The sequence below is a fragment of the Staphylococcus lutrae genome, assembly GCF_002101335.1.
In the GTDB taxonomy this organism is placed as follows: domain Bacteria; phylum Bacillota; class Bacilli; order Staphylococcales; family Staphylococcaceae; genus Staphylococcus; species Staphylococcus lutrae.
This window is the reverse complement of the sequence record NZ_CP020773.1, coordinates 1,841,222-1,853,198: the sequence shown is the minus strand read 5'-3', so window position 1 is coordinate 1,853,198 and position 11,977 is coordinate 1,841,222. Positions and strand designations below refer to the sequence as shown.

Genomic DNA, 11,977 nt, shown 5'->3' with positions numbered 1-11,977 from the left:
CCTCCCTTTAAAATAACTTCAGTTGTTGCGGTGCTAAACCTTCATAATCTATTCCTAATAGCTGCTGAAAATGTTTCGCATTCTCTGCTGCATGTCCCCCAGAGTTGTTATTAAATATCACATACACTTGTTGTGCTTTTTGATCTAATAATTTCACTTTATCAACAAGTTGTTGCAATTCCTCTGGCGAATAATTATATAGATAACGGACATCTCGCCATTCTTGATCCGTCATGTCTTTTTTAGTCCACCCGTGTCGATTACGCCCGTGCAAGCGGACGAGCGCTGTTTGATGCGTAATACGATTGACAAGTGGCACACATCCTTCTCCCACTTGAGGTTCATCACACACCGCATGAATCAATTCGTGTTCTGTCAAAAAAGCTAAAGTATGCTCTAGCATATTTGCACGAAACCAAGATTGATGTCGAAACTCTATACATACGGGGAGTTGTTGTAATTGTGCACGTACATATCGGATGTACTTAATATTTTTAGCATTACAATCAAACCATGGTGGAAACTGTACTAAGACCATCGCTAAACGTTGTGCATCAATCAACGGTTGTAACATAAGACGAAAATCATTAAAAAGTACTTCGATTGTCTCAGCATAGTCGTGATAATCAGCATGTAACGTTAAAGCTTGATGAATTTTTACGACAAATTTAAACCGTTCTGGTGTTTCATTCACCCATTTGATCATATTTCGTTCAGGTTGAATAGCATAGTACGAAGCATCTAATTCCACGACCGGAAAATGACTGGCATAGGTCTGTAACTTATCTGTTTTTCGTTGTAAATCTTCATACAGGGTGTCATGGTCGCCCCACCCTGTGAGACCAATTTCTATCATTATCATCACCGACTTCATTTTATCATATCCATCGCCAGATGTACGCGATGACAATTCTGTTTGTTTTCATATAACAGAGGGTATATGAGGATAACAAATATGTAAAAGAGGTGTTTACTTATGGTCCAACAAATCGCTTACGGCACGCATAGAGACCAACACTACGACGTCTATCATAATGAAACAAATACATTGAATTCATGGCTTGTTCTCGTACATGGTGGGTATTGGCGTCAAAAATATGATAAAACACTGATGGACCCGATGATTGACTTTTTGATTGAATCGGGATACTCCGTCGTGAATATTGAATACCGTCGGGGCACTTCCCATCCTTGGCCAATACCAAGTGAAGATGTGGCTGCCGCAGTGGAACATTTTAAAGTATCAGAATATCAACCTCAACACCTTGTAGGTATCGGACATTCCGTTGGTGGGCAACTCGTTCTACTGAATGCCACTTTATTTCAGCAAGTGATTGCATTTGCCCCTGTTACAGATGTACTTTACACACATCATCAACATTTAGGACAAGATGCCGTGGTAGAATATTTTGATACCGTGTCCACCCATACCTTATGTGCAGCCTCGCCACTGATGCAAGCGCCCACTCAATCAAAGATTGAGTTAAGACATGATTATATATTTTAGAAAATAAAAAATGTAGGAAAAAGAGCATTTTCATTCCGCCATTTTCCTACATCTTAAAGCCCCCAATTATATCTCAAATTAACTTTTAGTTTTTCTTATCTCTCGATTTATTACTCTACAAACAATATTTATACAAATATTCTCTTCATCAGAATTGGTCCCAAAAGTTCTTAGACACAACAGATGTATAATATTTCTTATAATAGAATGTTTGTCATTCTCAGCTAAGTTAATAAAACCTTGACAATTAAGCAAACGAGATAAATATGTGTTCCATTTTTTCAAGTCGCTATTGCTAATTAATTCATCAGTATCGTATAATGTGTAACTGTTTTTAAATATTTCTATATATTGTTTTTCATTATATCTAAAAATGGATGAATATTCTTTTTTGTTGTAATATTTACTCGCTACTCTGAATTGATCAGATAAAGAACTTGAGTAAGTAGATAAAATTTTAAATATTAAAGTGAGAACTATATTGCGTTTATTCTTTGAATTCATCTTACATATAGATATCGTTAATATACTATCTATATAAAAAAGTTCTTCAGCAAAATACAGTACCATTTTATTTTTATATTTGTGTAGATCCGGTTTATAAAAAGCGATTTCATATTCTATTAAAGTATTTCTTTTAGCATATTTAGAAAAAATATTGTTTATTTGAGTTAAATCAATTATTTCTTTGAATTTTAATCTAATCCTGATGTGGTGGTAATTATCGAAATATGGTATGAAAAAATAACTCTTTAATGGAGAAAAATCATTAATATCAGATATAAGGTTTTCAAGTGTATATGCAATAAAATCATTTTGAAATTCTTTAGGAAGAATAATGTTATATTGAAACCAGTTGCTATCAATAGGAGTGTATGTTTTAGAGATCCCATGACATTTAACCTCATCATAAATTTGTTCTGATAATGACGGTTCAGTTTTAATGAAATTAAACATAACTTCAGTTAAGTATTTATCATTTTGTTTATTAGAAACAATAGATTCATTAATATCATACGAAATATCTTCGAAATAAATATTGTATCTCTTTTTTAAATTGTATAATTTCCATATAAAGTTTAAATCATATTCATTATATAAATCTATAAATATCCTTCTATCAAATTGTCTCACATATACATATCTAGGTATATTAAATATTTTTATTTTTACAAGTAATTCTTTGATAAAAGGTTCTTTTTTAATTTATTCTCAATCATTAAATTTAAAATCCACGATTTTGGAAACAAAGTTATATTTTCATATTTAATTTCTGGGAACACTATGTGATTATTTCTTATACTTTGCAGATCATAAAACAATGAATAGGAGTCTGCAAAGTAATTATCACTCCAATATAATAAATCCTTAACTAACTCTGGTGCTAAATCTAGTGCATTAGCTACGTTATATTGATTGAAACTTACTATTTCTATATTTGAATTTTTTACTTCTAAAAGAAATATTTTCCCATCAATAACTTTTATATAAAGGTTTTCAATGTCAAATTCATCATTTTTTGCCCACGAGTTCATTGAAAATGAATACTCCGATTCACAAAAGTCTTTCATTATATTTATAAAATAAGGATTTTTAGGGAAATAATTTATAGAAATAGTCTTCAAATTATTCATTTTAAATATTGACTCATCAATATATCTTAAATTCGAATAAATGTTTTTATTTATATAAGACAGTCTTCCTTCTGATTTTGCAATTCCATTTTTACAAATATAATCAGATAAATTGTATTTTAAGGTCTTGCCATCTTTAGAAAAAATATTAACTGATAAGTGAAATGATGGTGAATATTTCTTGTTTTCGTCAAAATTATTTAACTTTAAATGTGATAAATCAATACTCTGACTACGTTGCAATTTGGATATTTCTGATAATATAGAAATTTCTTTCTTTAAATATAGAAAAATATCATCGTAATTATTTGCCATGTACAAATGTTTCTGTCTCACTTGTGTATAATCTGAATAAAAATCAGTGAATTTAACTATGCCATCACCAAACCGATCTAGTAAAAATAGAACATCTGCCCTATATCGTTTATCATAATCTTTTCTAGAAGCATATTTTTGAATAAATTTCACAAATGAATTGAAATCTTTCTTTATCCTATTCATATCAATATTGAAGTGATTAATATTAGACTCTGTATCAAAATTTAGATAAGAAGAACTTTCTGCTATGCTTTTTAAACATTTTTCAATTTCTTTTATAATATTTATATCAAGTTTATCAACTGTAGTATTTATTTTATTAATGTTTTTTATAATGATGTTATGAGTATGTTTATTATAATTTAATGATTCTTCCTTTAAAAACCTATCTAGAGCCTGAAAATTATGATAATAAATTTTTTGATCTAAATTTGTTAATAGTAGTTCAGTTTTAAGTAACTCAATGAGTATACATTCAACAACATTTTTAGAGATAGAAGCAAATAGATGATTTAAATGATTAGATATCTCTTTATAAGATTTAGGTGATTTAGTGAAATTTAAAATCTCTGTTATAATAATATTGTTAGATGTTTTTAAAATTTTTTTCGAACTATTCCATTCGTTATAAATATAAATCTCTGTTATATTTATAACATTCTCATTGCATTTAAATAACAAATGACCTAAGTTGTTTATTTTCAAACTACTGATATAGTTTTTTAACCATAAACTATCGATATTAGTATATACTTTGAAATTATTATTTATAGATATATAATTTTTGAGCATTGAGTTACTTGCTTTAATATCGAGAAATTTAAAAGAAGAAAGAAGTCTATAAGGAGTAGCACGATAGATGCTTCTTTTCATATAGTTTCTTAAAGCATGTTCCGCTTTATAATTCATCTCCCCTTTATTTTTACTGTATATTTGTTCATATAAACTCCTAGAGCTAGTAAATATTTGCTTTTCAAGATAACTATTAGTGGTACTCCTAGAGTTGTTTGCCATTCTTATGCACACAATATTTAAAAGGTCATACATAAGCCCCCCCTTTTTACCATCTGATTTTTTGAATTTTTTCAAATAAACTTTCAAACATATTTTTGTAATTATTAGCACCTATGCTATCACAAAACTTTATGTGTAGGACTATAGCATTTTCGATATTATTATTAGGACTTTTTAGATAGGTTTCGAAAAGTTTAAATAATTTAATCATATAAAGTTCAAAGAAATTATTTTCTTTTACGCTAATGTTATAAGCCATACTTAACCATTTATTAAAATGTATTCTATCGTTACGTTCAATTGCGATAACTAATGCATTTACTATTATTCTTACTTGATCATTCCCATAAGGCCTTAAATCTTCAAACTTGGTAAATCTTTTCAAACATTTTGATAGAAGTATATCAATTAATTCTATATCAAATATATACATACAATTAGAAAAAATTGTCAATTCATATTTTGTCCAATATTCTGCGTCTATTAGATAACGAGATATATTTTGACATTTAATAGAATTTTCAATATTAAGAATTTTATTAATCCTAGAATCAACTACTTCAAGTAAATGACTTCTTTTAGGTTCTGAAAATTGAATACTTATAATCTTAGTCATTGATTTTAAAGATGAAACATCCTTTTTTATTGTGAAATGATCAAGTGTTTCTAATACTTTCATTGCTTTATTAGAGCGTCCATTTTCATGTATTATTAAAAATTCTTCCGGTGTTATATTGAGCCTATCAAGTAAAGAAAAAAAATTAGTTATACTTGTATCCATTCTATTATTTACGTATTTGTAATAAGCACTCCTAGTGAAAATATTTTCACACAATGAAGTAACAGGAATGTTTTTGTTTTTACGAATTATTTCTATTGTAGCACCAAACATAATATCCCCCTAAAAATGTAAACTTTAGTTTACATTATAAAACATTATAGTTTAATTGCATATAACATAGTGTACAAGAACAGAAATGAGGTGATTAATATGTTTCACTTATTACTTAAAGGAGCAATAGGCTTTTTAATACTACGTACTGTATGGATAGGTATCTACTAATCTCAATATATGGTGATTTTTATGAAAAAAAGTTTAATAATGAGTGTTAGGAATAGATCGCTACTAGTTCTTTTAATAATACTACTTGCATCAACATTAACTGGCACTTTCATTCAGTTTTTAAAAGGGGACATATTCCAAAATGCAATTGAATTGAAATTCAGCCATATGAGTCTATTTATTATATTTTTGGGATTAACAATATTTTTTGAAGTGCTGCTATACTATATTGAATGGTTGTATGAAAATAATTTGATTAAAGAAGCTTTGGCTAAACAAAAAAATGATGTTGGAAAAACAATACTTAATTTAAAGCATTACAAAGACATAGAAAATATTAAGGAAAATAATTTGAATAAACTGACAAATATTATTGATAGTTTAGAATATAGTTACTATAAGGCATTTTTTGATGTACTGTACTTATTATTTAGAGTACTATTTGTATCGGTTGCGCTTCTATATATCAATATTTATGTAGGACTTATTGTGGTCCTAATGATGTTTCTTCCACTACTAATCACAAAATTATTTAAAAATAAACTTGCTCACTTAGAAGAGAAATTGTATGAACAAAAAGGTGTGAATTTAAAATTTTATAAAAACTTGATGGATAATTTGAAGTATATAAAAGTATTCGAATTAAGAAAGCATTATTATAGAAAATTCATAACTAATGTTGGAGTAGAAAAAAAGAGTTGGGCAACATCTAAGAATTATCAAGTTACTTTAAATGCTGCTTATTCATTAAGTTCGTACTTATCACACTTTATAGTATTAACTATTGCAATTTATTTAGTTTATAAAAATGCTATTAATCCAGGTACAGTAATCACATTATTAGGATTAGTGGATCAACTGAGCATGCCCATACTTAGCCTTTCAAGAAATATAAATAGTATTAATAGCACAAAGAAACTAAGAAGCCAATTATCTAACAATTATAATACAATAGATGATAGTGAATTGGTAACGATTGATTTTAAAGACAAAATACATGCTAGTGGTTTAGAACTTAATATCAAAAATTATAATTTAATTTATAAAGATGTAGAATTTTGCAAAAACAAAAAGCATTTAATTATTGGAAGAAGTGGCATAGGTAAATCTATTTTTATTGACGCGCTTCTAGGATTGAGCCCGATAGATGCGGGAGTTATTCAATATGACGATAAACAACTGAATGAACATGGGAATCCATTGAAAAAAACATCCTATATCATGACAGAAAATATATTATTTGATGAAACTGTGCTATACAACATCATATTCAATAATACCGCGACTGAGAAGCAATATTTCATTATTAATAAATTATTGCCAGACAATGTCATTTTCGAAAAAAGTATTGATAAATTGTCGAGTGGTGAAAAAAGAAGGGTGTTGCTGCTAAGGGGACTATTGTCAGATAAAGATACATTAGTTTTTGATGAACCTACATCAAATTTAGATGAAAGTACGAGTCAGGTATTTTGGGATTTACTCATGAATATTAATCATAAGACAGTCATCATCATCTCACATAACACACCTCAATATATTTCTGAAAAATTTGATTATATCATTGATTTTGCCAATTATGTAGAAAGGAATCGTGATATTTAATATGGAGGTTATATATTTTGGAGTTGATACTGTAGAGGAATATTTAAAGTCATTTGGATTGATAACTAAAAACAAAAAAAATCATCTGAAAATTCTTGATGCATATCCACCGTTACCGGACTATATCATAAATAAAATTATTGTAGAAGTTAATGAAAACTCTCCATTAATAATCGAAAACTGGAAAGCAGGAAAAAATAAGGTTTGATGTTAGACTCATTAACGGACACAGCGAATTGATAATAAATAGTTTATAATAATATTATTAATTTACGGGAGTGTCTGTCATGACTAAGAGAAGATATGAGCATAACTTTAAGATGGAAGCAATAAAACTGGTTGAATCAGGTAGAAAAGCGACTGAGGTCTCAAGAGACCTTGATATACCGATACAAACACTTACAAAATGGCTGAGTAAGTATCGTGAAGGTGGCGAAGCATCTTTTGTTGGTAGCGGTAAATTAACACCAGTAAAACAAACAGAAGTCGAATTACAAAAGCGACTTAAGGAACTTGAAGAAGAGAATCGAATATTAAAAAAGGCTATGCACATCTTTGCCAAAGACCAGAAATAATTTATGAATTTATATATCAACACCGGCACGAATTTCGTGTGACTAAGATGTGCAAAGTATTAGGTGTTTCAAAAAGTGGATATTATGATTGGAAAAAACGTCCAGCTTCATCACAACAAAAGAGACGTGATAGATTAAAAAAGGAAATCTATAAAGTTTATATTGGAAGTCAAAAAAGGTACGGCAGTCCAAAAATCACAAAGGAACTGATGAAAGAAGGAATAAAGGTTTCACAGCGTACAGTAACAAGATTGATGAAAGAAATGGGTATCAGATCAATCACAAAGAAGAAATATAAAGCAACAACAGATTCTAAACACAATCTACCAATATATCCGAATTTACTAAACCAACGATTTAAAGTTGAAAAGCCAGGTGTGGTATGGGTATCAGATATTACCTATATTTATACACGGGAAGGATGGGTGTATCTCGCAACAGTGATGGATTTATTCTCAAGAAGAATAATAGGTTGGTCAATGTCGAACAGAATGACGAAAGATTTAGTGATTTCAGCACTAGAAAGAGCATTTACTGCACAGAAGCCAACAGCAGGTTTAATACACCATTCTGATAGAGGAAGTCAATATGCCTCAATAGAATATCAAAATATATTAAGAGAAAACGAAATAATAACGAGTATGAGTCGGAAGGGAAATTGTTATGACAATGCGTGTATAGAGTCATTTCACAGTATAATAAAGAAAGAACTCATTCATCATTGTAATTTTCAAACGCGTAATGAGGCAATGTTTAGTATTATAGAATATATTGTGACATTCTATAATTCCAAAAGAATTCATTCAACACTAAATTATCTAAGTCCACTTGAATTTGAAAAAATGTTTTCATAAAATGACCTGTTTAAAAATGAACTTATATGATTTAATAAGTTTATTTTTGAATAGGAAACCGAGCAGAGCGAGGTAAAATTATAAATTCACTGTGTCCGATTTCTTGACACAAATCCAAAATTAGTTTATTAGTTTCTAATACTACATGCAGCTCTGCTGAGTTATTTGTTGAACAAATGGCAGATAGTTATAATACATTAATAATTGGAAGTAAAACATATGGCAAAAAATATATTTATAATAGACAATTCATTAACAATGTGGAAATCCTTATTCCTAAACATAAGTTGAGTTTGAGTTTCGATATTAATAAACATTTTGATTTTAATCAATATTATAAAATTAAATCTAAATTTAAAATTAAAAAGGAATATAATTTTCCGGTAATCAAAAGCTACAATGAATTGAAAGGGGGTGATTATAATGAAACAATGGAAGAAGCCTAAAATTAGTAAGTTAGAAGTAAAAAGTATTAAAACTAAAGGTTTGACGGTAGAATCTTCACTATATGCGAGTGGTGCGCATAGAGGCGAGCTTATAATAGGAGGACGCTAGCCACACCAAAAGAATAAAGAGTTTATCTCTTTATTCTTTTTTAATATTTATAAGATTGGATGATGTATATGAAAAAATACAATTTAATTTTAACAGATAACACAGCTATTTTAGATATCGAAGATGAAGATCCTATTTTTTTAAATGAAACTGCAACCTTAATTATAGATAATTACATCAATGGAAAAGATCAGGAATGGATATATAAATATATATTAGAATCATACAGTATTGTAGATGAACAAAAATCGGAAGTAAAAAAACAAATTTTCAATACAATACGTGAATTCAATGAAAGTGTAAATAAAGAGCATGATTTGTAAGTCTTATGAGAAAAATTTTAACTTTTATAATAATTTAATTAATATTGAGACTAATGACTTGAATGTGTTAAATCAAATTACCTATATCTATAGAGAATATATAGATGAATCCGGTTTAAAACCAATTTATTACGTTAAAATAGAGAACAATGGAAATAATAAATATTTATTGAGTGAGTTAATAGATAACAACAATATAAAGATAACCCATGGTAAATCAAAAAAAATGATGAAAAAGTGGACCGATAAAGTGACTTTTTTACCTCCTATTACTGTACCATTTTTTCAAAAACAGTTTTCTTTTTTTCATGGATGTGCAATTCGTATAAAAAATAAAACAGTTGTTATTTTGGGACCAAGTAAATCAGGTAAAACAACTTTAATAATGGAATTAATGGATTTAAAATGTAAACTTATCAGTGATGATTTGGTAGTGATAAATAATATAGATGGTTCCATTCTCCCTTTTAAAAAGCCAATAGGAATCAGAAATACTAATAAATTTCTTTTTGAAAAAAGAATTCAGAGATTACTTATAGATAAAGATAATTCCCCCCCTTTTTTTTCATTAGCAAATGGATTGCAAACCGCTCTAATTCACATAACTGATGTAAATGATTGGTCATTTTTCGAAAAAGCCAGTTATATCGATGAGATTTATTTTATAAGCGACAATTTTAAAGACGTCGATAGTCCAGAAGATTTTTTTAAATTATTTTTAAAACAAGCTTGTATTTCAATGGATATAGTAAATACTCTTATGAAAATATATTTACAATTAAAAAAAACACCAGCTAAAATTAACGTTAGAGATTTAAATGACGTCTTAAAGGTGTTAGACATCTAGGGGTGAGAGCATGAATAATTTAGCAATTAAATTGGAAAATGTGAAATTTACGTACGGCACAAAAGCGCTGATTACAATTAAAACGTTAGCGGCTTATAAAAATGAAAGGATAGCCATCGTAGGAAAGAATGGTTCTGGGAAAACAACACTTTTAAAGCTGATTCATGGTATTATCACTCCGCATGAAGGGACCATCAAAACATATATTAAAATGACATATATTCCTCAAATTGAATATGATCAACTGACAGTAGATACCAATACATTAGATTTTGAGTTGCTATCAAAATTTCATGTTCCAGATATTACAATGACACACTTAAGTGGGGGAGAAAAACGTAAGCTACTTTTAACAGAAGGTCTGTCTTATTATACTGAAGGTTTATTATTAGATGAACCTACTACTCATATGGATTATAAAGGGATAAATCAGTTGAAATCTATTCTAAATTACCATTATGGCTTAGTCATATTTGTGAGTCACGATAGAGATTTTATCAATGAAATTGCAACGCAAATATGGGAAATTGAAGATGGACAAATTAATGTATATTTAGGGAACTATGACGATTATATGCAACAGAAAAATGAAATGTTAGAAGCTGTTAAAAATGAAAATGATAAGAAGCAAAAAGAAAGGAAGAGGTTACAAAAATCTTTGGAAGAAAAAAGAAAGCAAGCAGAAAGTATTGAAAAAATAAGCAAAAAGCAGAGAAAGCGTCATATTAAACCGAATCGTTTAGCAGCCTCAAAACAAAAAGATACTGTACAGAAAAGTATTTTTAAAAATGCTAAAAATATTGAGAAAAGAATAGAAAATATAGGAGAGGATTTAACAATTGGAGAGCTTCCTCAAATTGAGTTTCCTACTGTAAAAAGTTTGGAAATGCATAAAAGGTTTCCTATTATGGGCGAGGACATCACACTCACAATTAACGATAAAACAATTTTTAATCGTCTTAGCTTTCAATTTGAAAAAGGCGAAAAAATAGCGATTATAGGTGATAATGGCACGGGTAAAACCTCTCTTCTCAATTATATAATTAGAAATGAAGAAGGAATGACTATTTCTAAAAATGCTAAAATTAAAGTTTATGAACAAATGGGTTATATTTTGGATGACGATCAAACATTGATTAAGTATCTTGAAGAGAAAAGTGATTATGAAAACAGCTTGATTAAAACGGTTCTTTTAAACCTTGGATTTAGCCAACTCGAAATCAATACGAAAAAAATGAATGAATTAAGTGGGGGAGAAGCGACTAAACTGAGTATCGCCAAATTGTTATTAGAACCCTCTAACGTATTAATTTTAGATGAACCTACGAATTTTATGGATGTTTACACAATAGAAGCGCTTGAAAATCTTTTGATGAGTTATAAAGGCACGGTTATCTTTACAACACATGATCAAGCCTTTGTAGACAAAGTTGCCACGCAAGTTTGGGAGATTAAAAATGCGCGTCTACAAAGAATATAAGTTCCAATCTGAGTAGAAAGTCACTTGTTCTTATGACAATGTATGAAGTTTAATGCTTTTGGTAGAGGAATAAATGATTTTTCCAATACATTAGAAGGATAAAACACACGCCATCAAGTGAGTACTTGAGTCTCTCTTATGGGGTGTATTCTAAAACGCAATTTCGAATGTTATTTTAATAATTGGAAATTTTTAGAAATAA

At 28.8% G+C, this 11,977-nt stretch carries 12 protein-coding genes and 1 pseudogene; 9 read left to right on the top strand and 4 right to left on the bottom strand.

What is annotated here, in order from left to right:
- Positions 1–7 precede the first annotated feature (7 nt).
- Complete coding sequence (locus B5P37_RS08615) at positions 8–856, bottom strand: DUF72 domain-containing protein (RefSeq protein ID WP_085237836.1); 849 nt, start codon at positions 854–856, stop codon at positions 8–10.
- Between the two features lie 120 nt (positions 857–976).
- On the opposite strand from B5P37_RS08615, the gene B5P37_RS08610 reads away from it, so the two are divergent.
- Positions 977–1,507 carry an alpha/beta hydrolase gene (locus tag B5P37_RS08610; RefSeq protein ID WP_085237835.1) on the top strand — a complete coding sequence of 177 codons (531 nt, stop codon included), beginning with the start codon at positions 977–979 and terminating at the stop codon, positions 1,505–1,507.
- A gap of 78 nt (positions 1,508–1,585) precedes the next feature.
- Here B5P37_RS08610 and B5P37_RS08605 read toward each other — a convergent pair whose 3' ends face one another.
- The 3 genes from B5P37_RS08605 to B5P37_RS08595 are packed head-to-tail and all read right to left on the bottom strand — an operon-like array spanning position 1,586 to position 5,365.
- Complete coding sequence (locus B5P37_RS08605) at positions 1,586–2,641, bottom strand: thiopeptide-type bacteriocin biosynthesis protein (RefSeq protein WP_085237834.1); 1,056 nt, start codon at positions 2,639–2,641, stop codon at positions 1,586–1,588.
- Between the two features lie 35 nt (positions 2,642–2,676).
- Complete coding sequence (locus B5P37_RS08600) at positions 2,677–4,548, bottom strand: lantibiotic dehydratase (RefSeq protein ID WP_169710797.1); 1,872 nt, start codon at positions 4,546–4,548, stop codon at positions 2,677–2,679.
- Complete coding sequence (locus tag B5P37_RS08595; RefSeq protein WP_085237832.1) at positions 4,520–5,365, bottom strand: Rgg family transcriptional regulator; 846 nt, start codon at positions 5,363–5,365, stop codon at positions 4,520–4,522. The genes B5P37_RS08600 and B5P37_RS08595 overlap by 29 nt, the downstream gene beginning before the upstream one ends.
- A gap of 192 nt (positions 5,366–5,557) precedes the next feature.
- Between B5P37_RS08595 and B5P37_RS08590 the strand changes: the two genes are divergently transcribed.
- The 8 genes and pseudogenes from B5P37_RS08590 (at position 5,558) to abc-f (ending at position 11,775) form a co-directional block, all read left to right on the top strand.
- Positions 5,558–7,141 carry an ATP-binding cassette domain-containing protein gene (locus B5P37_RS08590; protein WP_169710796.1) on the top strand — a complete coding sequence of 528 codons (1,584 nt, stop codon included), beginning with the start codon at positions 5,558–5,560 and terminating at the stop codon, positions 7,139–7,141.
- 1 nt (position 7,142) lies between these two features.
- Positions 7,143–7,349 (top strand): hypothetical protein, encoded by a 207-nt coding sequence (locus B5P37_RS11985; RefSeq protein WP_085237830.1) that lies wholly within the window; start codon positions 7,143–7,145, stop codon positions 7,347–7,349.
- Between the two features lie 79 nt (positions 7,350–7,428).
- Positions 7,429–8,570 (top strand): annotated as a pseudogene (locus B5P37_RS08575) (IS3 family transposase).
- A 119-nt stretch (positions 8,571–8,689) separates the two neighbouring features.
- Positions 8,690–9,016, top strand: a complete 327-nt coding sequence (locus tag B5P37_RS08570; RefSeq protein WP_085237829.1) for a S41 family peptidase — start codon at positions 8,690–8,692, stop codon at positions 9,014–9,016.
- Positions 8,994–9,125: a hypothetical protein gene (locus B5P37_RS12270; RefSeq protein WP_275086687.1), complete on the top strand. Its 132-nt coding sequence runs from the start codon at positions 8,994–8,996 to the stop codon at positions 9,123–9,125. The genes B5P37_RS08570 and B5P37_RS12270 overlap by 23 nt, the downstream gene beginning before the upstream one ends.
- A gap of 68 nt (positions 9,126–9,193) precedes the next feature.
- Positions 9,194–9,448 carry a hypothetical protein gene (locus B5P37_RS08565; RefSeq protein WP_085237828.1) on the top strand — a complete coding sequence of 85 codons (255 nt, stop codon included), beginning with the start codon at positions 9,194–9,196 and terminating at the stop codon, positions 9,446–9,448.
- Positions 9,438–10,295 (top strand): phosphoenolpyruvate carboxykinase (ATP), encoded by an 858-nt coding sequence (locus B5P37_RS08560; RefSeq protein ID WP_085237827.1) that lies wholly within the window; start codon positions 9,438–9,440, stop codon positions 10,293–10,295. The genes B5P37_RS08565 and B5P37_RS08560 overlap by 11 nt, the downstream gene beginning before the upstream one ends.
- A gap of 10 nt (positions 10,296–10,305) precedes the next feature.
- Complete coding sequence (abc-f, locus tag B5P37_RS08555) at positions 10,306–11,775, top strand: ribosomal protection-like ABC-F family protein (RefSeq protein WP_085237826.1); 1,470 nt, start codon at positions 10,306–10,308, stop codon at positions 11,773–11,775.
- Positions 11,776–11,977: the final 202 nt, after the last annotated feature.

Excerpts from the sequence above, each read along its gene's own strand:
- B5P37_RS08590 (WP_169710796.1), top strand. The coding sequence starts at position 5,558 with ATGAAAAAAAGTTTAATAATGAGTGTTAGGAATAGATCGCTACTAGTT.
- B5P37_RS08565 (WP_085237828.1), top strand. The coding sequence starts at position 9,194 with ATGAAAAAATACAATTTAATTTTAACAGATAACACAGCTATTTTAGAT.
- B5P37_RS08560 (WP_085237827.1), top strand. The coding sequence starts at position 9,438 with ATGATTTGTAAGTCTTATGAGAAAAATTTTAACTTTTATAATAATTTA.
- B5P37_RS08615 (WP_085237836.1), bottom strand. The coding sequence starts at position 856 with ATGATAGAAATTGGTCTCACAGGGTGGGGCGACCATGACACCCTGTAT.
- abc-f (WP_085237826.1), top strand. The coding sequence starts at position 10,306 with ATGAATAATTTAGCAATTAAATTGGAAAATGTGAAATTTACGTACGGC.
- B5P37_RS08595 (WP_085237832.1), bottom strand. The coding sequence starts at position 5,365 with ATGTTTGGTGCTACAATAGAAATAATTCGTAAAAACAAAAACATTCCT.
- B5P37_RS08610 (WP_085237835.1), top strand. The coding sequence starts at position 977 with ATGGTCCAACAAATCGCTTACGGCACGCATAGAGACCAACACTACGAC.
- B5P37_RS11985 (WP_085237830.1), top strand. The coding sequence starts at position 7,143 with ATGGAGGTTATATATTTTGGAGTTGATACTGTAGAGGAATATTTAAAG.
- B5P37_RS12270 (WP_275086687.1), top strand. The coding sequence starts at position 8,994 with ATGAAACAATGGAAGAAGCCTAAAATTAGTAAGTTAGAAGTAAAAAGT.